This is a genomic window from uncultured Sunxiuqinia sp., assembly GCF_963974515.1.
In the GTDB taxonomy this organism is placed as follows: Bacteria; Bacteroidota; Bacteroidia; order Bacteroidales; family Prolixibacteraceae; genus Sunxiuqinia.
Map to the genome: position 1 here is coordinate 24,354 of NZ_CAXBDD010000014.1, position 21,744 is coordinate 46,097.

The following is a 21,744-nucleotide window of genomic DNA, read 5'->3' on the forward strand; positions in this document are numbered from 1 at the left end:
TGAACACTTTTTCATGGTCCTTCAATCGTCGTTCGTCGCAAGAGGTTGGAATTTGAAACTCGAAACTTTCTCAATGATCGCGTGTGAAAACCCAGTTTTTGCCTTTCGACAATTCGTTGTTAAAATAATAATCGTCCAAATCAAAGGCTTTCAAATCTTCCGGATCAGACAACTTGTTTTGTACGATAAAGCGGCTCATCAAACCCCTTGCTTTCTTGGCATAAAACGAAATCATCTTGTATTGGCCGTCTTTCAAGTCTTTAAAGGCCGGTGAAATAATTTCGGCTTTGATTTTTTTCGAATCCACGACTTTAAAATACTCATTCGAAGCCAGGTTGATCAACGGGCCACCAGTTTTCTTCAAATCGTCATTGATCGCTTTGGTCACTTTCTCCTGCCAAAAGCCATACAAATTATCATACCCGTCAACGCCCCACTTTGTCCCCATTTCCAACCGGTAGGCCTGAATCAAATCCAGCGGTCTCAACACCCCATACAGTCCCGACAAAATCCGGATCGTTTGCTGTGCCACATCAAAATCAGCTTCCGAGAAAGTTCCCGCGTCCATTCCCTGGTAAACATCGCCCGCAAAAGCCAATACAGCCTGTTTGGCATTTTCTGGTTTGAAAGGGGTTTTCCACATTTGGTTCCGTTCAAAGTTCAATTCGCCCAACTTGGCCGAAATCCCCATCAGGCTTGATAAATCTTTGGGCGAAAGTTTTTTCAGCGACTTGTTGATGAGCCTGGCTTCTTTTAGAAAAGCCGCTTGCGAATAGTGTTCAGTGATCGGGTTTGAATCAAAATCCAGCGACTTGGCTGGTGAAAGAAGTACGAGCATAATTTCAGTTTTTTTTTGATTTTAAAACAAGCCGCCCATTAAAATGTTTACCCTATTTGCGGACAAGCAAAACCACATTTTCAACATGATGTGTATGCGGAAACATGTCGACTGGCTGAATCTGATCCACCCGGTATTTTTCGTCCATCAGGGCCAAGTCGCGAGCCTGCGATGCCGGGTTGCAACTCACATAAACCACTTTTGCAGGCGCCACATCCAGTATGGTCTTCACCACATCTTCATGCATTCCCGCGCGCGGCGGATCAGTAATAATAACATTCGGCTTGCCATTCTCAGCAATAAATGCATCGTTTAAAACAGCTTTCATGTCACCAGCAAAAAAGCTTGTGTTGCTTATTTGATTGATTTCGGAATTAATTTTAGCATCATCAATCGCTTCGGGAACATATTCAATACCAACCACCTTTTTTGCTTTCAATGCCACAAAGTTGGCAATTGTACCGGTTCCGGTATATAGATCGTAAACTACTTCTTCGCCTGTCAAGCCGGCAAAGTTGCGAGCTACTTTGTACAACTCATAAGCCTGCTCCGAGTTGGTTTGATAAAAGCTTTTTGGGCCAATTTTGAAACGCAGGCCTTCCATCTCCTCAAAAATATGATCGCGTCCCTTGTATGAAATCACTTCCTGATCGGTGATGGTATCATTTCCCTTGCTGTTAATGACATACATCAGCGAGGTCAAATCCGGAAACCGTTCCGTTAGCGCATTTAACAACCCTTCCCGCTTTTCAACGTCTTCTTCGAAAAAAGCAATAATCAACATGGTTTCGCCTGTTGAAGCAGTTCGAATGATCATATTCCGCAAAAAACCTTGCTGGCTTTTGATGTCGAAAAATTCCAAATTATTTTCCAACGCATAAGCCCGAATAAAATTGCGGATTTCATTCGACGGGTCCGGTTGCAACCAACACTTCTCAATATCGATAATTTTATCGAACATGCGCGGAATGTGAAAGCCCAACGCATTCATGGTTTGCGGCTCTTCGTCCGAATTCAGTTGTTCGGAAGTCAGCCAGCGCTTATTCGAAAAACTAAATTCAAGCTTATTCCGGTAAAAGGTGTCTTTGGCTGAACCCAGGATCGGACTCAGTTCCGGCAATTCAATGCGCCCGAGCCGTTTCAGCTGATCGCCCACCTGCTTCTGCTTATAAAACAACTGCTTTTCGTAGGGGAGAAACTGCCACTTACATCCGCCACAAACTCCGAAGTAAGCGCAAAAAGCCGCCACCCGGTCAGCTGACTCCTGATGTACACGCACCACGCGGGCTTCCTCGTAACTTTTCCTTTTCTTGGTTACCTGCAAATCCACCACATCACCGGGAATGGCATGCGTGGTAAACACAACCTTTTCATTCACGCGGGCAATCGCTTTGCCTTCGGCGCCAATATCGCTGATTGTCACTTGTTCATAAAAAGGTTTATTTCTTCGGCTTCGTCCCATATCAATCAAATTTGGTGCAAAAATAGGAAAATGAACGATACGCAACCGTTCTTCCCAAGCTTCATTTTCGCAAACACCCAAATGCTTCCGAATAGCTCAAAGAACTTAATTTCAACCCGCCAATCACCTGCACAAAACCTCAGATATGAACGGAACAGAATAATCGACAAATTTCTGTTGGATTGTCTTATCTTTGCACTTCATTTTTTTATTTATTATGATTTCAGTTGATCAGTTAGTCGTCAGTTTTGGCGGATTTGAGCTTTTAAAGAAGATTTCGTTTTTAATTACTCCGAAAGATCGGATCGGTTTGGCCGGAAAAAACGGTGCAGGAAAATCGACCCTCCTTAAAATCATTGCCGGGCAGCAAGCTCCCAGCGAAGGATCAGTCGTGGTTCCAAAGGATATCCGCGTGGGGTATTTACCGCAACACATGACAGTCTCGGACAATCATTCGGTTTTTGAAGAAACTAAAAAAGCGTTTGACGAGATTCTTCACATTAAAAAGAAAATTGACCACATCAATCACCAGATCTCCACGCGTGAAGACTACGAATCAGACGAATACATGGATCTCATTACCCAGGTGACTGAAATGAATGATCGGTTTCAAATGGTTGGCGGTAGTAATTTTGAAGCCGAAATTGAGCAAACGCTCACCGGTCTGGGATTTAAGCGCAGTGATTTTTCGCGTGCCACTTCCGAATTTAGCGGTGGCTGGCGAATGCGCGTTGAGCTGGCAAAAATCTTACTGAAAAAACCGGATGTCTTTCTGCTGGATGAGCCCACCAACCACCTGGACATTGAATCGATTCAATGGCTCGAAGATTTCCTGAAGGGCTATGCCGGATCGGTGGTGCTGGTATCGCACGACCGGGCATTTCTGGATGCGGTGACCAACCGTACCATCGAGATTTCGCTGGGAAAAATTTACGACTACAAAGCCAACTATTCACGCTACCTTGTGTTGCGACAGGAACAGCGAGAAACCCAGTTGGCTGCTTTCAAAAATCAGCAAAAAAAGATTGATGATACGGAGAAATTCATTGAGCGTTTCCGGTACAAAGCTACCAAGTCGGTGCAGGTGCAATCGCGTGCTAAAATGCTTGATAAATTGGATCGGATTGAGATCGAAGAGGAAGACAATTCACGCCTCAACATTCGTTTTCAACCGCCGGAACGATCAGGAACCATCGTGGCAGAATGCAAACACCTGACTAAAAAATATGGCGATTTGTTAGTGCTCGACGATATTCACCTGATGATTGAGCGGGGCGAGAAAGTGGCTTTTGTTGGCAAAAACGGCGAAGGAAAAACTACTTTGGCCCGAATCATTCTGAATGAGCTGGAATACCAGGGAACGATGAAACTCGGGCATAATGTTAAGATTGGCTATTTTGCTCAGGATCAAGCCCAACGACTGGACGAGAATCTTTCGGTGCTCGAAACCATCGACCAGATTGCTGTTGGCGACGTTCGAACAAAAATCCGCGATATTCTTGGTGCCTTCATGTTTTCGGGAGAAGATGTGGATAAAAAAGTGAAAGTCCTTTCAGGTGGCGAGCGTTCGCGGCTGGCCATGATCCGACTGATGCTGGAACCAGTCAACTTTTTGGTGATGGACGAACCCACCAACCACCTCGACATGCGCTCGAAAGAAATTCTGAAACAAGCTTTGGCAAGCTATGAAGGAACTGTCCTTGTTGTTTCGCACGACCGCGAATTTTTGGATGGCTTGGTCAATTGTATCTATGAATTTAAAGACCGGAAGATCAAGCAACATTTGGGTGGAATTTATGACTTCCTGAAGCGCAAGAAAATGGAATCGATGAAGGAGCTGGAAATGAAAAGCAAGCCCGATGCTGTTTCAGCAAAAAAAGAAAAACCGCAACAGGCCGAACCCAAACTGAGCTACGAAGAGCGCAAAGAGATAAACAAAAACATCAGCCGGCTGGAAAAACAGATCGAACAAGCAGAAGAGAATATAACCGAGCTGGAAAACAAGATTGAAGCTCTTGACGAGAAAATGGCCAAGCCCGAAGCCATAAACGATCACGCTGTCTTTGAACAGTACGATCAACTCAAGGCAAAACTGTCTGAGGTCATGCACGCCTGGGAGAAAAACCTGGAAGAATACGAATCATTGAAATCACAGAAAACCTGGTAATATGTACAACAAAGCACAAAAAAATACCGACGACTTTATTTTTGGCATCCGCGCGGTTATTGAAGCCATCGATTCAAGCAAAGAAATTGACAAAATCTTGCTAAAAAAAGGGTCTGGAGGTGATCTGTTCAAGGAGTTGTTTGAAAAAATCAGGGAACATCAAATTCCGTTTCAATACGTTCCACAGGAAAAAATTAACCGGATTACCCGCAAAAACCACCAAGGTGTGCTGGCGTTTATTTCACCAGTGACCTTTTATGAATTGGAGAATTTCCTGCCCTCGGTATTCGAAGCCGGCAAAAACCCGCTGATCTTGGTTTTAGACCAGGTAACTGATGTGCGTAATTTTGGAGCCATTGTGCGTACCGCCGAATGCGCAGGCGTTGATGCGATCGTCATTCCGGAAAAAGGAGCCGCCCGAATTAATGCCGATGCCGTAAAAACCTCAGCCGGCGCGTTGCACTTGGTGCCTGTTTGCCGCACCAAAGACCTGAAAAAAAGCATCGTTTTTTTAAAAGAGTCCGGATTAAGAATAACCGCCGCCACCGAAAAATCTTCGAACAATTACACACAGGCCGACTTTACCGGGCCAACTGCCATTGTAATGGGTTCGGAGGAAAAGGGAATCGAACAACAAATTCTGAACCTGGCCGATGCACAGCTTCAAATTCCCATTCTTGGTAAAATTGAATCGTTAAATGTGTCGGTCGCTGCCGGCTTACTCGTGTATGAAGCAGTCAGACAACGACTTACTCAATCCTGAATTGGCACCTGACGTTTAAAGGTCTCTTCAAGTGAGATAAAGGTTTCGGTACTTGATATTCCGGAAATCTTCTGAACTTTTCCACTTAAAATATCTTTTAAGTGCTCATTATCACGGGCATACACTTTCACAAAAATGGCATACTGCCCGGTCGTGTAGTGACATTCCACAATCTCCTGAATATCTTTCAGCTGTCGGGCAACATCCTCATAATAACCACCTTTTTCAAGAAAGATACCCACGTAAGTGCAGGTTTTAAAGTCCACTTTTCGGGGATCAATGTGATAACCTGAACCAGTAATGACTTTCATCTCAATCATTCGATTCACGCGCTGATGAACTGCAGCCCGTGAAATCCCAACTTCAGCAGCAACGTCTTTAAACGGGATTCGAGCATTGTTTGTGATAATCTCCAGAATGTGCAAATCTGTCTGGTCCAAGTTGTTTCGTAGTGTCATAATTAAACTTCAGCCTTGAATTATTGTGTGTAAAAATACACAATTTAAAACAGATAGTTAAATTTCCGGCACTGAATCTTGCATTGTGAGAAATTGGATCCACCTCCACAAACCGAACCAAAGTTCTCAAAAACAAAGTATTAACTTTTTACACTACTTTCACAAATCAAAACAAATGGAATGCAAGTCGCCAATTTTCATATCGTTTTGAGATTTTTATTTTTGTTTTTATTTTATTTTGCTATTTTTGCCCCTTATTCAATGTCAAATCGACAAAGGCTGAAACTATTTCGTTTGACTTCACATTGCAATTGTAGGTAACTTAAATATTTTGACATCATGAAAAATCGTAAACTCAGTTGGCTTTTTATTCTCTTGCTATTAATTCTTGCAGCGGTGGTTGGGGTATTTTTCCCCAGCGGATTTGGAGGCCTAGATGACCCCAATATTGACTCAGGCGATTCAGCCTGGATGTTGACGGCAACTGCCTTGGTTTTATTAATGACTCCCGGACTTGCATTCTTTTACGGAGGCATGATTCAGTCACGAAATATCCTTTCGACCATGTTGCAAAGCTACATCGCTATGGGATTGATCAGTGTGTTGTGGGTGGTTCTTGGGTTCAGCTTGGCTTTTGGCGACAGCATTGGCCCCGAGGGATTTGGATTGGTTGGAAACCCCTGGACTTTCTTCATGTTTAGAGGTGTAAGCGGAGCTACACATCCCGATCTGGCCCCAACCTTTCCATTAGCCTTGTTCGCAATGTTCCAGTTGAAATTTGCCATTATTACACCAGCTTTAATTACCGGATCATTTGCAGGCCGGGTGCGTTTCCGGGCATACATGCTTTTCATGGTCTTGTTTTCCTTATTCATTTATGCTCCACTGGCTCACTGGACTTGGCATCCAAACGGATTCCTGAGAAACTGGGGAGTACTCGATTTTGCCGGCGGAACGGTAGTCCATATGTCGGCTGGTTTTGCAGCTTTGGCAGGAGCATTGTTCTTGGGTAAACGTAAGGACTTTGGCAAGGAATTCAAACCTGCCAACATTCCATTTGTACTACTTGGTGCCGGAATGTTATGGTTTGGCTGGTTTGGCTTTAATGCCGGTTCGGCTCTGGGCGCAAATTCAACAGCCGCCCTGGCGCTGATGAACACCAACACGGCCTCCGCAGCAGCCATGCTTGCCTATTTATTTTACGACATGGCCAAAGGAAAGAAACCAACCGGGATGGGTGCGTCCATCGGACTGGTTGTTGGCTTGGTAGCCATTACGCCCGCTGCGGGTTTTGTCAATGTGGGTGCCAGTATTTTTATTGGTGTTGTGGCCGCATTGATCAGCAACTACGCCATCGAACTTCGCTCAAAAACACGGCTGGACGACACACTGGATGTATTTCCTGCACACGGGATGGGTGGTATTGTTGGCATGTTGCTAACCGCCGTTTTTGCTCAAGAAGTCGGCTTGATTTATGGCGAGTTCACGACGTTCCTTTACCACCTGCTGGCTTTGGTAATTGTTGGAATCTTCACCTTCGGGGGGTCTTACCTGCTGTATAAAGTCACTGATATGATTGTTCCATTGCGTGTTTCGGCCCAGTCAGAAAAAATAGGTCTGGACTTGAGTCAACACAACGAATCGTACGATTTTGAATATAAAAGCGAAAAATAGCATTAACGAATCTCCTTTCCATATACTCAAAAACTCCCCGGAATGCGGGGAGTTTTCTTTTTGTTGTCTTCTCACGATTTACGAAACGTTAACTGAAGATCGAAAATCTCAGTCCCATTTTTCTCTTCCGATTGATCTCGGTACCTACGCACTCGAAAAAATAGATGGACAAATGATCCAAGGCTCTTGAATTAAGGCACAGGAATCAATCTCAATATTTTGCCCGGATTTTCAATGGCGACATACACGAAGCCATCCGGACTCATTTCAACATTTCGCACCCTTCCAATTCCTTCCAGAAGCTTTTCCTGATGGGTGACGGTATTTCCATCCAAAACAACCCGCTCAACATACATAAAACGGAGTGAACCAACCAAAATATTATTCTTCCATTTCTCGTAACGGTCACCCTTCACGAAGGTAGTTCCGCAAGGCGCAATCGACGGGTCCCAATAAATAATGGGCTGCTCCATACCTTCTTTTTCGGTTATTTCTGTAAACGTTGTGCCATCGTAATTGATGCCATAAGAAATAACCGGCCAGCCATAGTTTAATCCTGGCTTGATCAGATTCAGCTCATCGCCGCCACGGGGGCCGTGTTCTGTTTCCCAAATTTCACCTGTTTCGGGATGCATGCAAGTTCCCTGCGGATTACGGTGTCCATAGGAATAAATGCTGGGCTGGGCATTTGGAGTGTCGATAAACGGATTATCTTCAGGGATTGAGCCGTCATCATAAATCCGGTGAATTTTGCCTGAGTGATTCGTTAAGGTCTGCGGATTAACATCGCGGTTGCCGCGATCGCCAATTCCAAAGAAAAGGTAGCCATCCTTGTCGAATTCGAGTTTGCAGCCCCAATGTTGTCCACGATTCGAATCGGGGAAACCATTGAAAATAACTTCCTGATCAACCAGTTGGTTGCCATTAAGCCGGGCACGCATGACGTTGGTGCAACCTTCATTCTTGTTATCATCGGCATAACCAGAATATGACAGATAGAGCCAGCCATTTTCTTCGTAGTTCGGGTGCAGTTCCAAATCCATCAGCCCCCCCTGCCCTTTCACCATAATTTCGGGCAAGCCAGTAATTTCCTTCAATTCATAATTGGTAAAGCGATACAATTTAGCGGAACGCTCTGCTATTAGCAGGTCGCCGTTCGGAAGAAATTCCAGTCCCCATGGAACACCCAGGCCAGAAACCACCGTATCAACAATAAACTTCTGCTCTTCCGATTCGACCACCTGGTTGCCTGAAAGTGCTGGTTTCAGAGACCCTTTATCTTCAGGGACTCCTTTCTTCACATACTCGGCCAATGCTGAAATCTCGTCTTCCGAGAAAGTCGCTTCGAAACCGGGCATGCCCATTTCGTCCTGTCCAAAGGTAATGCTGTGAATGATGGCTGCATTGTCTTCTCCATACATCCACTCTTTGTCTTCAAATTTCTCAAGATTATTACCGTGACATCCGGCACAGAAATTCTGGTAGTTTTCGGCTGCTTGTTGCATTCGCTGTTCATTGTGCTGACCGTTTGTTGTACAACTTCCAAACACAAAAAGTAAAACGAGCATTGCAACCAACTGATTCATCAAGTTTTGATTCATTTTATTTTAGCTTTAGATTATCTTTCACCGAAACAAAAGGGAGAATTAAAAGTTAAGGCTTTTTTGTTAATAATACCAAATTCCGGGATCAAATTAAGCCCGAACAGCAAAAACAAACCGCCTTATTACTCTTAGATCAAAAGTTCATTTTAAACCGAAACCTGTCGAGGACCAGCAAATGCGACAGATCTTTCTACCGCACCAAAAACCTCAAACAAACCGGATCGGGAACCTCCATACTTGTTCCCGTGTAGGAAAGTATTACAGCTTCAGGATCAATTTCAAAGACGGTAATGTTGTTGCTATGCTGATTGGCAACCAACAGGTAATTTCCTCCCGGAGAAATACTGAAGTTGCGCGGCCATTCTCCCTCAACCGGAACTGTTTCAATCAAGTGAATAGAGCCATTGGCATCGCGGCTGAACACGGCAATGGAGTTGTGCCCCCGGTTAGAGCTGTAGACAAATCTGCCGTCATCACTCACATGAATATCCGCTCCAGAATTATCACCCTCAAAATCAATCGGTAAAGTCGACACACTTTCAAGCAGGTCGAACTGTTCATCTTGCTTTTTCAGCACACTCACCTGCGAATTCAACTCGTTCATCACATAAATGAATTGTCCGTCGGGTGAAAAAGCGAAGTGGCGTGGACCAGCTCCAGGCTCCATCGCGACAAACGCTTTTTCGGCTTCCTGGAATCGACCGGTGACTTCATCATATTGGTAAAACTCCAGCTTATCGTTGCCCAAATCGGCCGAAACAAGCAAGTCTCCGGAAAACTCGAACAGTGCCGAATGCGCATGCGGCTGGCTTTGTCGGGTACTGTCGGGCCCTGAGCCTACATGCTGAATTTGCTGAAACGAATCGCTCAAGCCACCATCGTCTTCCACGCGATAAAAGCTGAGACTGCCGCTGCTGTAGTTCGAAGCCACCACAAACTTGCCGTCGGGCGAAACTTCCACATGGCAAGGATGATATCCTTTCGTGGCCTTTTGATTAATTTTTTCCAGCTCTCCGGAAGCGGCAATCCGGTAAGCCGTTACCGAACCGCTATCAATCCCCGGACTTTGCCTGACCTCCGACACGGCATACAAGTAGTCTTGGTTGGGCGAAATCGCCAAAAAAGAGGGATTTTCCTGGTTCGGGCTTACAAATTTTAGCGTAAGCTCCCCTAATTCTTCATCAAACTCGTAACAATAAATTCCTTCGCTATCGTTGTCGGTGTAAGTTCCGACATACAACAGAACTTCTTCTTTAGGACTACAGGAAACCAATAAAATGGCTATCAACGCAATAAACAGGAATGTTTTTTTCATCTTTTTATTTTTTCAATTTAAGGTTGTGCAATCTTCGTATCCTGCTCTGTCGCTTTATTTAGCTGACCAACGGATGAAACTCCCAAAAACATTCGCCGGTGTGAACTGTGTTTTGATCATGGTCGTTTCATATGTCAGGATTTAAAGACCAAACTAAAAAGTCAGTACCTTGTTAATTGGATTAGAATGTGAAATCTAAAAATAACGGAAATGAACCCAAAAAAAACATTTGTCGCTGTATTTATTTTATTTTTTTCGATTTACAGCTACGGTCAAAAACTTGTTGAAGTTTGGCGTACCGGACCAAACATGAAAACTCCCGAGTCAGTCTATTACGATGCTGATCTGGATGTGATCTTTGTTGCCAACATCAATGAAAATCCTTCAGAAAAAGATGGAAATGGTTTTATCACCCAACTGAATGCCGACGGAACGGTAAAAGAAATGAAATGGGCAACCGGCTTGAGTGGTCCAAAAGGCATGGCTGTTTATGACGGAAAATTGTATGTTTCGGATATCGATGAGCTGGTTGAAATTAATCTTAGCGATGGTGAAATCGCAAACCGCTACCCTGCTCCAGGTTCCATTTTCCTGAATGACGTGGCTGCTTGCAGCAATGGAACAATCTTCGTAACCGACAGCCGGACCAACAAGGTACACGCTTTAACCGATGGAAAATTTGAAGTCTGGAAGGAAAGTGACCAATTTGAAGGCATTAACGGTTTGTACACCGAAAAAGGAAAGCTCTACATAGGGTCGGACAAGATTCATGTGGCCGATGTAAAAACCAAAGAAATGACTGAGATGCAGAGCGGCTGTCAGGGCATTGATGGCTTGGAAAAAGACAACCAGGGCAACTTTGTATTTTCGAATTGGGCTGGGCGAATTTTTTATCTGGAGGACGGTGAAATGACCAAACTCTGGGATTCAACCGAAGAAGAAATTAATACAGCTGATGTCTTTTTTGCCAAAGAACTTGATCTCCTCTTGGTTCCTACTTTTTTCGACAACCAAGTTGTTGCTTATAAAATTGAAAAATGATCTTGCGCTTGCAAGCTTTCTGAAAAACACAATCAAAAAAACCAGAAAATCATGGCGAAAGGAAAAATAGCAGAGAAAAGTCCGTTGATGATGGAAATGCAACCAGGCACCTATTTTTGGTGTGCTTGTGGAAAGAGCTCCAATCAACCGTTTTGCGACGGTTCGCACACAGGCAGCGAATTTACGCCCAAAGAAGTGAAAATTGAAGAAGTTCAATCGGTATTTTGGTGCCGGTGCAAACAAACAGACAACCCGCCATTTTGTGACGGAACCCATAACAAACTTTGAAATCATCAAATAACTGAATAAAAGGAGGCTAAAAAGTCTCCTTTTAAAATTTCTCCTCTCTAATTTCTCGTTCCTGGTGCCTCGCCCCCTCCCTCCAACCTTGTCGCGCAAAAAAAACCGCTTAAGATTCTTTCTAAATTCAGACAAAACAGTCTCAATTTGATAGTGAGTTCTTCATCCTGATAATATTCCGGAAAATCACCATCCGGCAAACCCCTGTAAGATTGGCTATTGCGAAAACAGATCCGCATGGCACAGTACTTGCGCCCTCTTTATCAATAATTCTAAAACTTAGAAAAATGAAAACAAAAATTTCAATTTTACTAGTACTATTTATTTTCTCAATGGTAGCAATCAGTTGTTCGGATGATGATGACGTGGACAAACAACATGGCGAAGTCAATGTGAAAGTGACTGATGCTCCTTCGGATGATACTAATATTCAGGGAACATTCGTTACCATTTCCGAAGTCAAAGTCGACGGACAGGCGGTGGAAGGTTTTACCGCACAAACCATAGAAATTTCAGCCTACCAAAATGGTAATGCCAAATTGTTGGTTAGTGAAACACTCGAAGCCGACACCTACAGCAGCGTTAGCTTGGTGCTTGACTACCAAACTGATGCAGACGGAAATTCGCCTGGTTGCTATGTGCTAACCGACGATGACAGCAAACATGCGTTGGAAGCGGCTACAAGCAGTACCACCGAAGTCACCTTCAACAAGTCATTCGATGTGGAAGCCAATGGCATGACTGACCTTGTGATTGATTTTGATTTGCGTAAAGCAATCGTGCGCGATGAGGATGGAGGCGACAGTGAATACAAATTTGTAACCAGCGCTGAAATAACCAATTCATTACGTATTGTTCAAGAAGATGATTGTGGAGAAATTAATGGACAGATTAATAACCATGCGGAAGCCGAAGGCTCGTTGGTAATTTTCGCCTATGAAAAAGGAAGCTTCAACGCTGAAACGGAAACCCAAGGACAAGGAGCCAGCCAGGTTCTGTTTGCCAACGCAGAAACAAGTGCCAAAGTTGCAAACGACGGCAGTTACAAGCTGTCGTTTCTGGAAGAAGGCGATTATGAAGTTCATGTCGCATCGTACGAAGAAGACGCCAATGGGCAGGTTACATTTACAGGTTTGATTGAAGCTTCAAGCTCAATTAGTGGCCTATTGCTAAACGACATCACCGTTGAAGCCAATAGTCAGGTAAATCTCGATATTGATATTTCTGCCTTGGTTAATTTATAACTAGATTTCTTACAAAGTTTGAGGGAGTAAAAGTTGCCGTGAAAGAGTCTGCTTTTCTGTTTATTCAGCAAAGGGGGTGGCAACTTGAACTCCCTCTTTTTTTATCTAAAAAAAAAAACGCTGCCTGAACGAATGCCAGCAATAAAATTTCATTAAATTGGAGTCCTGTTAAAAAACCCACTTTTTTAAAACCTTGCCAGACTATGAAAAGCGAAGAAAAACTTGTTCGTGTTTTTTCCGGAAGCGAAGTTTCGGTTATTCTTTTAAAAGCCAAATTAGAGGAAGAAGCAGGCGTGTCAGCTATCATCCAAAATGATTTTCAATCGGGTATTTCAGCCGGATTTGCCGGAAGCACTCCAACGGGTGTTGATTTGTACATTCGAGAAGGAGATCTCACCATGGCCGAACCTATTGTTCAAGCTTTTCAGGAATAGCTTGTACCATTCAAACAAGTCCGTTAAAAAACCTAAATCATCAAAACCATGACGTCCCAGCAAACTAGCCAACTCATGCGATACTTATTGATTATGAGCGCTTTTTCCATTCTGATCGGTGTTCTATTCAAATTACAGCATTACCCGTATGGGCAACAATTGTTTTATTTCGGACTGGTTGCGAATTTTGTGATCAGCAGTCTGGAGATTAATCGGCTAAAACGACGAATAAAAACACTCGAGAAAGGACGGGAAACTTCCGAAGATCCAGCAAGCCTTAGAAAGTAGACTGGAAAATTGAATTCAGTCTCATTTGCATCAATGGAATGCCTCCAATCGGCAAGCTCGGACTGTTGTTCCGTATCTTCGTGCACCTTGATTTTTCGTACCAACGGTTTTCACTTGACCGCAACCGGGTCGCTACTCCATCCTTTTCGCTTCTTCCCAATAATGATCCATTTCGGAGAGAGACATGTTTTTCAAGTCCTTACCTTTTTTCAAGGTTTGGCTTTCTAGATAGTTAAAGCGCTGAATGAACTTCAGGTTAGTTCGTTCCAGAGCAGCTTCCGGGTCAATGCCATAAAGCCGGGCAGCATTGACCATCGCAAAAAACAAGTCTCCAAATTCAGCTTCAATTTTGTCTCGGTTATTTTCTGTCAACTCATGCTGCAACTCATTCACCTCTTCTTTCACCTTGTCCCACACCTGATCCGGATGGTCCCAGTCGAAACCAACACCGCTGGCTTTCTCCTGTATCCGGTTGGCCTTTACCAAAGCGGGCAGCGAAGCAGGAACACCTTCCAGCACCGTCTTCTTTTTTCGGCCTTTTTCCTTCAACTTTAAAGCTTCCCAGTTTTGCTCCACTTCGCGGGCATTGTTCACATCCACCTCGCCATAAATATGGGGATGACGATAGATTAGCTTCTCGTTCAGACTATTGATTACATCGCTGATATCAAAGGCCTTTTGCTCTGAACCAATCTTGGCATAAAACACAATGTGCAACAGTAAATCGCCCAGCTCCTTTTTTATTTCCTGAAGATCGGCCTGCAAAATGGCATCACCCAGTTCGTAGGTTTCTTCAATGGTGAGCCTGCGTAACGACTCAAAAGTCTGCTCGCGATCCCAAGGGCATTGCTCGCGCAGTTCATCCATAATCTCCAAAAGTCTTCCAAAAGCTTCTAATTTATCTTTCATCGGTGGGGGCATTTTTAATTGAATTCAACAAAACTACAATCTTTCCTGAAAGTGACCAGAAGAAGCCGGAAAAAGATAAAAACGAATCACCCGCCCGAGCGCTTCACTTTGTATCCCTCGGCTTGAAGAATCTGCATGACCTTGTCTCGAAAGTCGCCCTGAATCATGACTTCACCATCTTTCGCTGATCCCCCTACTCCGCACTTCGACTTTAACCGTTTTCCCAGAGCTTTCAGGTCGTCATCGTTTCCTACAAAACCAGTCACCAGCGTAACCGCTTTCCCTTTCCGGTTCTTTTTATCCAAACTCACCCGTAAATCCTGCTGCTTCGGAACCAGTGTTTGCTGTTCCTCCCGCTCTTCCTTATTAAAACTGAAATCAGGATTGGTAGAATAAACTATTCCTAAGCGCTCTTTCCAATCTTTTGCCATAATTTTTGTCTTTAGCATTTCAAAAGTAACAAGAATATATGAGGCTACAGCTCCTGCTGCTCATTCTTTTTGGCTGACTGATATGAACCTTTAGGAGTTGGATTGGTTGCAGTAGAAAACGAATTGGCAAGAGAAAATGACACGACTGATTGAAGTAAATGGCAGGGAGGATATTTTACCAAAGTATCGGAATACACCCATTGGTCTATTATTGGAATACCAAAATCTAAATAAGACATTTAGTGCCTATGAAAAACCGAGAATGCTTATTGGCATGTGCATGGACAACCGTAAAAACCTGTGGGTTCCGGACAATTTTGCATACATCATCCGGTCGGGTGGCGCCAACCTGTTTTACCACGAATTTCAGGTTTCATACGCCATTGGGGTTGGTGGGGTTCAGCACATTGCTTTAATTGGTCATACCAACTGCGAGATGGTTCAGCTCGAAGAACGCAAAGATAAATTTATTAACGGATTGGCTATCAATGCCGGGTGGGAAAAAGATACTGCACAAATGCATTTCGAAAACCTTTCGCCTTTTTTTGAAATTGGCAATGCGGTGGATTTTTTAGTCGCCGAAGCCGGTAGACTTCGCCGGCGTTATCCCAAGGTCACCATCGCCCCGCTGTTTTATAATGTTGTGACCAATAACCTGGAACAAATCGAAGTTGAATAATCCCCAGAACCACAAACGCTCCGGGGATTATCTGTCTGATTAAAACTTAAAATCAATTCCGACAAAGAAATGAGTTCCGGCCTGCGGAAAATAGCCGTCCATTTTGTAGCGGTCGCCACTCAACCGGTAAGAGTAAACCCAGGCATTACTTTCGTATTCCACATCGAATAGGTTGTTCACCATCAGATGCAGTTTCACCTCATCAAACAATTTCATTTTCCAGGCATACTCAACTTTCAGATTATTCACAAACCAGGAGTCCAGCTTCCGGTCTTCGCTCGCTGAATTGTCAATGTATTGATCACTCACATAATTAGACAGCAGACTGATGTTAAAACCCTGGGCCGGGGCAAACTTCCACTGACTATTCACAATCACATTGGGCGAAAAGGCTAAGTCCGTTTCTCCCAACTCAAATGCATCCTGTTCGCCAGAGTCCCAGTTATCAACGTACTCCGTAAAATCCTTGATTTTATTCTGGCTGAAGGTTGCATTGGCATCCCAACTCAGACTGCGAGTCAACTTCAAACCACCGGTCAGTTCAATTCCCGCCCGGTAACTCTCATCCACGTTCATCATCAACGACGAACCTACATCATTCAATTCGCCGGTTTGAATCAGCTGGTCCTTGTAAGCCATGTAATACAGGTTTGCCCCAAGCAAAAAGTTGGAAGTCCGGAAAGTGTAGCCTGCCTCAAAATCATTCAGCGACTCGGCCACCGGCAGTTTTTCGCCAGGATCAACATCAACAAAATTGCTACGGTTTGGCTCACGGTTGGCACGGGCATAGCTCAGGTAAGCTTCCTGTGAATCGTTTGGCCGGTAAAAGATTCCAAATTTGGGGTTGAAGAATTTGAACTCGTGCGATTGCGTTAGATCGCGCAAATCATCATCAATGCCGTCAATGGTATAATCGATGTTTCGGTACTGTAAGTCAGCATATAAACTCACCGCTTCCGAAAGCTGGTAATTGTACTTTCCAAATACATTAAAATCTTTCTTTACACCGGTTCCGCGGTACCACTCATGATCTTTTTCGTTTTCGCCCATATATTGCGCCCAAATAACTTGTCCAAAATGGTCACCATCGTAAGTATTGTAGCCACCACCAAAGGTGAACGTTGATTTATTCTTGTCGTAATTCAACGAAAAAGTGGTTCCGTAAAAATCGTTGTCCAACCACTTGCGAACCACCATATCCGTTTCGTCCACGCCATCAGGAGCAATCATTTGATAGTCTGCATATTCTTCATCGTATTTGTAATTCTCATAGTAACCTCTGCCGTAAGTGTAATGCAAAGCAGCATTCAAGTTCAGATAATCATTAACCTGATGCGAAAAATGTAGCTGGTAGTGATCTTGCTGGTAATGATCCACCTCGTTTTCGTAAGTATAAAAATTGTAGGTACGGAAATCCGAATTGATCAGTCCCTCATACCGAATTTCATTTTCACGAGCTGATCCTGACCATAGCCAATGGTCGAGATAACGCTGCATCCCGGCTTCGTCTCCGTTCAACTTCACCGCAGGAACACCATACCATGCTTGGTAAGTTTCTTCAAAACCAGAAAACACGTTAATTTTCAGGATGGTATTTTCTGAATAATATCCTGCTGAGGTGAAAAAAGATTTCAAATCGGCTGAAGCCCGATCGACAAAACCATCCGAATTCACTTTTGACAAACGAACATCGAAGGTAAAATGGTCATTGATCAAGCCTGTTCCGGCAGCCACCGAATTCTTCAGCGTATTAAACGAACCGGCTGAAGTCCGGTACTCGGCATAAGCCTCCGAATTAAGAGTTGATGTTTGCAGATTGATGGTTGCCCCAAAAGCGGCCGCACCATTGGTTGAAGTTCCAACACCGCGCTGCACCTGAATATTCTCTACCGAGCCTGCCAAATCGGGAATATCCACAAACCAGGTTCCATGCGACTCCGCGTCATTCATCGGAATTCCGTTCACGGTTACATTGATCCGGTTCAGGTCCGTTCCCCGAATCCGAAAATTGGTGTACCCAATACCAGCCCCGGCATCCGAAGTAGCCACATATGACGGAGTCATGGTCAAAAGGTAAGGAATATCCTGTCCCATGTTCCGGCTTTCAATGGTTGACTGATCAACCGTTGTTTTGGCTACTGGCGTTTTATCGCTCGCCCGCGTTGCAGAAACCATTACTTCCTCAGCCATGATGTGGCGAGGTTTCAGCTCAACATGCAGCTTCGTATCGCCATCCACCTTCAGTCTTAGATTTCTGGGTTCGTACCCAACAAAGGAAACCTTCAAGGCATAGTTCCCTGCATTCACATTTTCAAACTGGTACCTGCCATCTTCGTTGGTTGAAGTGCCTCGGTAACTGCCCGATAAAACCAGGTTGGCACCAACCAGTTCTTCACCCGATTCATCCGTCACTTTTCCGCTGATTGAAAACTGTGCGAACGAATACACAAACAAACACTGCATCAGCAGCATTAATCCTAATCGTTTCATTTTGTGATAATTTTGGTTAATAAATAACCAATGAGGTAGGAATTGAATTCCTTTCGCCCTCCCTACGCCGGTACTAACCGGATCAGGTTCTTTGGGTATGATCTCAGTCCGTCAAATTTGGACACCCCATTGCGTAAACAACGCTGCAAAGGTAAAAAAGAAAACGCAAACTCTTCATTCTAAATTAGCAATCGCACAAGCAAAAACATGAAAATATTTCAGCATCAGCAATTTAAATCGTGATTTTTTGACTTCTTCACCGCCAAAATGTCCACTTATTTACACACAATCGATCAGAAAAAACCAATTAATCCGCTTGGTATGGCCTTTGATGTTCTGAGGGTGTAGTCATTAAATGTTAAACAAAAGAATAGGAGGATTTAGCCATGTTACCATTGACGAGAAACAGAAGAAACCTTCCAAATGTATTTGATGATTTCTTTGGAAGAAATTTTTGGAATGACGTTTTTGAAAAACCCGAATGGAGCTCAAATCCAGCAGTGAATGTTTATGAGAAAAAAGACAATTTTGAAATTGAGGTGGCTGCACCGGGTCTGGAGAAAAAAGATTTCCACATCGATTTAAAAGACAATGTTCTGACAGTTTCTTCAGAAAAGCAAGAAACGAAAGAAGAAAAGGACGGAGAAAAAGTTGTTTTCAGTGAATTTAACTACACGTCGTTTAGCCGTTCATTCAGGCTCCCTGACGGTGTTGATGCCAATAAGATTAAGGCAACTCACAAAAACGGTGTGCTCAAAATCTCACTTCCCAAGCTGGAAGCATACAGAACACAAGCTCCAAGAATGATCGAAATTTCATAGTTTAGTAGGTTTAGGTTTTAGTTTAGTTAGCAGAAAGGCCTCGCAAACGCGGGGTCTTTTTATTATCTGAGGAGGGAAATTTTCAAATATTAAAAGGTTGCTGGAATAACCACGTAAGCGACAACGGCTCACACGGCAACAACATTGGGTTAATGCAAAGCAACATCCGATTATCGCACAACAATGTGCGGTGAATGCAAGATCCGCTGAATAAATCGAAATCGAATCAGCCTATAAAAACTTTTTTCTTTTAAATAGCCAAAACTGAAAGCCAACCAGCAGTAAAAGGATCGCAAAAAAAACAGCAAAGGCCAACGGGTTCTCAGCCATTGGAATACCAGCCAGGTTAACACCAAGCAATCCGGTAAAAAAGCCCAAGGGTAAAAAAAAGGCCGCCACAATTGTCAACACATACATGCGCCTATTCATTTGTTCATTTTGTCGGTTATACAAGGTTTCCTGGCTTACGGTTCCCATGTCGCGTGCGGCATCCAACATTTCGAGGTAACGAATGAGCTGGTCGGTAATCTCACGAAATCGAAGTTGTTGCTTCACATTGATCCAGCTGGTTTTCTCGAGTTGAATTTTCAACAAGGCGTCGCGCTCCGGCACCAAAAATCGTTTCAATTGGATGATTTGGCGCCGCAAATTATGAATCTCAATCCGATAGTCATGTTCCTCATCGTCGAGTACCAGCTCTTCAATCTCAGCCGACCGGTCTTCAAGATCTTCCATGACATCACTCATTCTGAAAACCAGTCTCTCGCAAAGAAAAACCAGGAAGTGCCCGGTTGACTTCGGTGGATTGCCCGCTTCAACTTGCTGAATAACATCATCGATTGACAAAACATTTCGTCGCTGAGAGCTGATAATCCGGTTCTTTGTGATCAGCAGGCGGATGGAAACCATATCTTCAGGATCTGCCCCTTCGGCGAGGTTTACACCACGCAGGATCAAGAGCATGTCGTCGTTCGAAATTGACATGCGCGGGCGGGTTTCGCCTTTCAGCAAAGCATCAGCAAACAACTCGTCGGCACCTTCGAGCGAGTGGATTTTCGCGGACGTGTCCGGCGAATTCAAATCAAACTGCAACCATTGGTAGGCATGCTCCGGAATCGGATTGTTAATTTGGTCTTCTGTAAGCGGTTCAACTTTCTTTGACGCAGGAAAAATGTTGTACGCGTGAATTAAAGCCATAGCAGAAACGAATTAGTTGCGATCAAGATACTAAGGATTTATGAATTGAAGAAGATCTGTGAAATGGAATCTTATTGCTCAACTTCGCGAAATGTCTTTTTGCCTTCGAGGTAAAACTTCCAGATGATGCTTTTGCACAGTACCTCATCGGGCCATATTGGAGTCGCTATTTTTTTCAGGGCCTCGCGTTTATGTCGAATTCGCTGATGCGACCGGTAAAAGGCCCAATGGGCACGGATTACACTCGTGAAGCCGTTGACGTTTCCCTCGCTCAAGAGTTTAAATGCGGCCACTCCGTCCAATAGCATCCGCACCACAATCACTTTGTAAAACTTATGCCTTGGAAGGTTTTTATACAGCAACCAAAGACTGTTTCGGAAATTCAGGAACAATTTCTTTGGGTTGTCATAAGAAAGCGAGCCTCCTCCCAAGTGATAAACTTTGCTGAAAGGAGTAAACAGAATTTTGTATCCCCTGTTCTTTAGGCGCCAGCACAAATCAATTTCCTCCATGTGTGCCCAAAAGTCGGCATCGAAACCACCCGTTTGATGGAAATATTCGGCCCGGATAGCCATACAGGCACCTGTTGCCCAAAAAATGTTGGTCACCTGGTCAAACTGTCCTTCGTCTTTCTCAACCACATTCAAAATTCGCCCACGACAAAACGGATAGCCGAGTTTATCAATGAAACCACCAGCTGCTCCGGCATACTCAAATTCGTTTTTCCGATGCCAGCTCAGCACCTTAGGCTGAACCGCCGCCACCGTTTTATCCCTCTCCATCAATTCAATCAGCGGATTGATCCAGTTTGGAGTTACCTCCACATCCGAATTTAGCAAAATATAATAGGTCGCCTCTATTTGTTGAAGCGCCAAGTTGTAACCCTTGGAAAATCCATAGTTTTGATCAAGCTGCAGTATTTTTACCTGTGGAAAATTTTCCCTGAGAAACGAAATGGATTCGTCATCAGACTGGTTGTCGGCGACGATAATTTCAACACGATCTTCCTGACTATACTGAATGACTGAGGGAAGGTACTGTTCAAGCAGCTTTCGGCCGTTCCAGTTGAGAATAACAATGGCAACACGGGATGAATTCATGCCGCAAAGATAGTCATGAAATCAGAATCCGGGAAAGAATACTGATCAGGTTTTCTTTCTCCAACCTGTTAAGTACTTCCTGCACTTTCGCCAGTTTATTTTTCTTTCCTGAATCGAGAATGGCTTTAATTTCCTTGAATTGCTTGCCGGTTAACTCTTCTTCCATAAACTCCCACACTTTGTCCACCGATGATTCTTGCTGCGGCAATCCCAGGTTTTCAAGCTCCATAATTGCAGCCTCTAAAATTTCTTCGGCCTGCATTTTTACCGGGTCATCGGTTTTTTCGTTGCCCGTTGCATCACGCAAAGTCCAACTCGAATAATCGTACTTTAACTCGGAAATCATCTTCACGATGTTGTGGTTGGCACCAAAGATCCGTTGCAGAAAGAGGGTCGTCTGGTTCTTCCAGGCTTCCAGGTCGAAGCTTTTCTCTGTCAGCTTTTCTTGCTGTTTCTTGAGTAGGGCAATTTCTTTTTCAGCCATCGTTGCTTTTTTGTGCAATTTAGTCTATTACCCGACTCTGTACAA

Annotated in this window: 21 protein-coding genes and 1 riboswitch; of the genes, 10 read left to right on the forward strand and 11 right to left on the reverse strand. The window is 43.9% G+C overall.

Translation table 11 applies throughout. From position 1 onward, the window contains the following. Positions 1 to 70: 70 nt before the first annotated feature. Together yaaA and rlmD are read right to left on the reverse strand one after the other, a co-directional pair. Positions 71 to 838, reverse strand: coding sequence for a peroxide stress protein YaaA (yaaA, locus tag AAC033_RS05740; protein ID WP_339736336.1), 768 nt, complete (start codon positions 836 to 838; stop codon positions 71 to 73). Between the two features lie 52 nt (positions 839 to 890). Then, positions 891 to 2,300: a 23S rRNA (uracil(1939)-C(5))-methyltransferase RlmD gene (gene rlmD, locus AAC033_RS05745; RefSeq protein WP_339736338.1), complete on the reverse strand. Its 1,410-nt coding sequence runs from the start codon at positions 2,298 to 2,300 to the stop codon at positions 891 to 893. Between the two features lie 217 nt (positions 2,301 to 2,517). Here rlmD and AAC033_RS05750 point away from each other — a divergent pair, with 217 nt between their 5' ends. Together AAC033_RS05750 and rlmB are read left to right on the forward strand one after the other, a co-directional pair. Next, positions 2,518 to 4,467 carry an ABC-F family ATP-binding cassette domain-containing protein gene (locus AAC033_RS05750; RefSeq protein WP_339736340.1) on the forward strand — a complete coding sequence of 650 codons (1,950 nt, stop codon included), beginning with the start codon at positions 2,518 to 2,520 and terminating at the stop codon, positions 4,465 to 4,467. Between the two features lies 1 nt (position 4,468). Continuing rightward, on the forward strand, positions 4,469 to 5,230 hold the full coding sequence (rlmB, locus tag AAC033_RS05755) for a 23S rRNA (guanosine(2251)-2'-O)-methyltransferase RlmB (RefSeq protein WP_339736342.1): 762 nt from the start codon (positions 4,469 to 4,471) through the stop codon (positions 5,228 to 5,230). Here the strand turns inward: rlmB and AAC033_RS05760 are convergent. Next, positions 5,221 to 5,688 carry an Lrp/AsnC ligand binding domain-containing protein gene (locus AAC033_RS05760; RefSeq protein WP_339736344.1) on the reverse strand — a complete coding sequence of 156 codons (468 nt, stop codon included), beginning with the start codon at positions 5,686 to 5,688 and terminating at the stop codon, positions 5,221 to 5,223. The genes rlmB and AAC033_RS05760 overlap by 10 nt on opposite strands. A gap of 339 nt (positions 5,689 to 6,027) precedes the next feature. Between AAC033_RS05760 and AAC033_RS05765 the strand changes: the two genes are divergently transcribed. Further along, positions 6,028 to 7,362 (forward strand): ammonium transporter, encoded by a 1,335-nt coding sequence (locus AAC033_RS05765; protein WP_339736346.1) that lies wholly within the window; start codon positions 6,028 to 6,030, stop codon positions 7,360 to 7,362. A 191-nt stretch (positions 7,363 to 7,553) separates the two neighbouring features. Here the strand turns inward: AAC033_RS05765 and AAC033_RS05770 are convergent, their stop codons facing one another. Continuing rightward, positions 7,554 to 8,963 carry a PQQ-dependent sugar dehydrogenase gene (locus tag AAC033_RS05770; RefSeq protein ID WP_339736348.1) on the reverse strand — a complete coding sequence of 470 codons (1,410 nt, stop codon included), beginning with the start codon at positions 8,961 to 8,963 and terminating at the stop codon, positions 7,554 to 7,556. A gap of 193 nt (positions 8,964 to 9,156) precedes the next feature. After that, positions 9,157 to 10,281 carry a lactonase family protein gene (locus AAC033_RS05775; RefSeq protein ID WP_339736350.1) on the reverse strand — a complete coding sequence of 375 codons (1,125 nt, stop codon included), beginning with the start codon at positions 10,279 to 10,281 and terminating at the stop codon, positions 9,157 to 9,159. Between the two features lie 210 nt (positions 10,282 to 10,491). Here AAC033_RS05775 and AAC033_RS05780 point away from each other — a divergent pair, with 210 nt between their 5' ends. The 5 genes from AAC033_RS05780 (at position 10,492) to AAC033_RS05800 (ending at position 13,588) form a co-directional block, all read left to right on the forward strand. Continuing rightward, a complete protein-coding gene (locus AAC033_RS05780; RefSeq protein ID WP_339736352.1) occupies positions 10,492 to 11,322 on the forward strand; it encodes a hypothetical protein in 831 nt (276 codons plus the stop codon). 51 nt (positions 11,323 to 11,373) lie between these two features. Then, positions 11,374 to 11,610 (forward strand): CDGSH iron-sulfur domain-containing protein, encoded by a 237-nt coding sequence (locus AAC033_RS05785; RefSeq protein WP_339736354.1) that lies wholly within the window; start codon positions 11,374 to 11,376, stop codon positions 11,608 to 11,610. A gap of 299 nt (positions 11,611 to 11,909) precedes the next feature. Beyond that, the gene (locus AAC033_RS05790) at positions 11,910 to 12,866 is read left to right on the forward strand and encodes a DUF4382 domain-containing protein (RefSeq protein ID WP_339736356.1); all 957 of its coding nucleotides are present in this window, start codon (positions 11,910 to 11,912) and stop codon (positions 12,864 to 12,866) included. A 203-nt stretch (positions 12,867 to 13,069) separates the two neighbouring features. Beyond that, positions 13,070 to 13,300, forward strand: a complete 231-nt coding sequence (locus tag AAC033_RS05795) for a DUF2007 domain-containing protein (protein ID WP_339736358.1) — start codon at positions 13,070 to 13,072, stop codon at positions 13,298 to 13,300. Positions 13,301 to 13,375: 75 nt separating this feature from the next. Further along, positions 13,376 to 13,588: a hypothetical protein gene (locus tag AAC033_RS05800; RefSeq protein WP_339736360.1), complete on the forward strand. Its 213-nt coding sequence runs from the start codon at positions 13,376 to 13,378 to the stop codon at positions 13,586 to 13,588. A 132-nt stretch (positions 13,589 to 13,720) separates the two neighbouring features. Here AAC033_RS05800 and mazG read toward each other — a convergent pair whose 3' ends face one another. After that, entirely contained in the window at positions 13,721 to 14,497 is a 777-nt protein-coding gene (gene mazG / locus AAC033_RS05805) for a nucleoside triphosphate pyrophosphohydrolase (protein ID WP_339736362.1), read from the reverse strand. An 86-nt stretch (positions 14,498 to 14,583) separates the two neighbouring features. Continuing rightward, complete coding sequence (locus AAC033_RS05810) at positions 14,584 to 14,928, reverse strand: translation initiation factor (protein WP_339736364.1); 345 nt, start codon at positions 14,926 to 14,928, stop codon at positions 14,584 to 14,586. 136 nt (positions 14,929 to 15,064) lie between these two features. On the opposite strand from AAC033_RS05810, the gene AAC033_RS05815 reads away from it, so the two are divergent. Then, on the forward strand, positions 15,065 to 15,607 hold the full coding sequence (locus AAC033_RS05815) for a carbonic anhydrase (protein ID WP_339736366.1): 543 nt from the start codon (positions 15,065 to 15,067) through the stop codon (positions 15,605 to 15,607). 39 nt (positions 15,608 to 15,646) lie between these two features. On the opposite strand, the gene AAC033_RS05820 is transcribed toward AAC033_RS05815, so the two are convergent. Further along, on the reverse strand, positions 15,647 to 18,097 hold the full coding sequence (locus AAC033_RS05820) for a TonB-dependent receptor (RefSeq protein ID WP_339736368.1): 2,451 nt from the start codon (positions 18,095 to 18,097) through the stop codon (positions 15,647 to 15,649). A 42-nt stretch (positions 18,098 to 18,139) separates the two neighbouring features. Further along, a riboswitch (TPP riboswitch) is annotated at positions 18,140 to 18,236 on the reverse strand. Positions 18,237 to 18,483: 247 nt separating this feature from the next. On the opposite strand from AAC033_RS05820, the gene AAC033_RS05825 reads away from it, so the two are divergent. After that, positions 18,484 to 18,918 carry an Hsp20/alpha crystallin family protein gene (locus AAC033_RS05825; RefSeq protein WP_339736370.1) on the forward strand — a complete coding sequence of 145 codons (435 nt, stop codon included), beginning with the start codon at positions 18,484 to 18,486 and terminating at the stop codon, positions 18,916 to 18,918. Positions 18,919 to 19,149: 231 nt separating this feature from the next. On the opposite strand, the gene AAC033_RS05830 is transcribed toward AAC033_RS05825, so the two are convergent. From AAC033_RS05830 to AAC033_RS05840, 3 genes are all read right to left on the reverse strand, one after another. Then, complete coding sequence (locus AAC033_RS05830; protein ID WP_339736372.1) at positions 19,150 to 20,115, reverse strand: zinc transporter ZntB; 966 nt, start codon at positions 20,113 to 20,115, stop codon at positions 19,150 to 19,152. Positions 20,116 to 20,186: 71 nt separating this feature from the next. Then, the gene (locus AAC033_RS05835) at positions 20,187 to 21,215 is read right to left on the reverse strand and encodes a glycosyltransferase family 2 protein (RefSeq protein WP_339736374.1); all 1,029 of its coding nucleotides are present in this window, start codon (positions 21,213 to 21,215) and stop codon (positions 20,187 to 20,189) included. A 13-nt stretch (positions 21,216 to 21,228) separates the two neighbouring features. Then, positions 21,229 to 21,699: a hypothetical protein gene (locus AAC033_RS05840; RefSeq protein ID WP_339736376.1), complete on the reverse strand. Its 471-nt coding sequence runs from the start codon at positions 21,697 to 21,699 to the stop codon at positions 21,229 to 21,231. Positions 21,700 to 21,744: the final 45 nt, after the last annotated feature.

What these genes read in the sequence shown, in the direction of transcription:
- yaaA (WP_339736336.1), bottom strand. Translation starts at nt 838, where the DNA reads ATGCTCGTACTTCTTTCACCAGCCAAGTCGCTGGATTTTGATTCAAAC.
- rlmD (WP_339736338.1), bottom strand. Translation starts at nt 2,300, where the DNA reads ATGGGACGAAGCCGAAGAAATAAACCTTTTTATGAACAAGTGACAATC.
- AAC033_RS05750 (WP_339736340.1), top strand. Translation starts at nt 2,518, where the DNA reads ATGATTTCAGTTGATCAGTTAGTCGTCAGTTTTGGCGGATTTGAGCTT.
- rlmB (WP_339736342.1), top strand. Translation starts at nt 4,469, where the DNA reads ATGTACAACAAAGCACAAAAAAATACCGACGACTTTATTTTTGGCATC.
- AAC033_RS05760 (WP_339736344.1), bottom strand. Translation starts at nt 5,688, where the DNA reads ATGACACTACGAAACAACTTGGACCAGACAGATTTGCACATTCTGGAG.
- AAC033_RS05765 (WP_339736346.1), top strand. Translation starts at nt 6,028, where the DNA reads ATGAAAAATCGTAAACTCAGTTGGCTTTTTATTCTCTTGCTATTAATT.
- AAC033_RS05770 (WP_339736348.1), bottom strand. Translation starts at nt 8,963, where the DNA reads ATGAATCAAAACTTGATGAATCAGTTGGTTGCAATGCTCGTTTTACTT.
- AAC033_RS05775 (WP_339736350.1), bottom strand. Translation starts at nt 10,281, where the DNA reads ATGAAAAAAACATTCCTGTTTATTGCGTTGATAGCCATTTTATTGGTT.
- AAC033_RS05780 (WP_339736352.1), top strand. Translation starts at nt 10,492, where the DNA reads ATGAACCCAAAAAAAACATTTGTCGCTGTATTTATTTTATTTTTTTCG.
- AAC033_RS05785 (WP_339736354.1), top strand. Translation starts at nt 11,374, where the DNA reads ATGGCGAAAGGAAAAATAGCAGAGAAAAGTCCGTTGATGATGGAAATG.
- AAC033_RS05790 (WP_339736356.1), top strand. Translation starts at nt 11,910, where the DNA reads ATGAAAACAAAAATTTCAATTTTACTAGTACTATTTATTTTCTCAATG.
- AAC033_RS05795 (WP_339736358.1), top strand. Translation starts at nt 13,070, where the DNA reads ATGAAAAGCGAAGAAAAACTTGTTCGTGTTTTTTCCGGAAGCGAAGTT.
- AAC033_RS05800 (WP_339736360.1), top strand. Translation starts at nt 13,376, where the DNA reads ATGCGATACTTATTGATTATGAGCGCTTTTTCCATTCTGATCGGTGTT.
- mazG (WP_339736362.1), bottom strand. Translation starts at nt 14,497, where the DNA reads ATGAAAGATAAATTAGAAGCTTTTGGAAGACTTTTGGAGATTATGGAT.
- AAC033_RS05810 (WP_339736364.1), bottom strand. Translation starts at nt 14,928, where the DNA reads ATGGCAAAAGATTGGAAAGAGCGCTTAGGAATAGTTTATTCTACCAAT.
- AAC033_RS05815 (WP_339736366.1), top strand. Translation starts at nt 15,065, where the DNA reads ATGACACGACTGATTGAAGTAAATGGCAGGGAGGATATTTTACCAAAG.
- AAC033_RS05820 (WP_339736368.1), bottom strand. Translation starts at nt 18,097, where the DNA reads ATGAAACGATTAGGATTAATGCTGCTGATGCAGTGTTTGTTTGTGTAT.
- AAC033_RS05825 (WP_339736370.1), top strand. Translation starts at nt 18,484, where the DNA reads ATGTTACCATTGACGAGAAACAGAAGAAACCTTCCAAATGTATTTGAT.
- AAC033_RS05830 (WP_339736372.1), bottom strand. Translation starts at nt 20,115, where the DNA reads ATGGCTTTAATTCACGCGTACAACATTTTTCCTGCGTCAAAGAAAGTT.
- AAC033_RS05835 (WP_339736374.1), bottom strand. Translation starts at nt 21,215, where the DNA reads ATGAATTCATCCCGTGTTGCCATTGTTATTCTCAACTGGAACGGCCGA.
- AAC033_RS05840 (WP_339736376.1), bottom strand. Translation starts at nt 21,699, where the DNA reads ATGGCTGAAAAAGAAATTGCCCTACTCAAGAAACAGCAAGAAAAGCTG.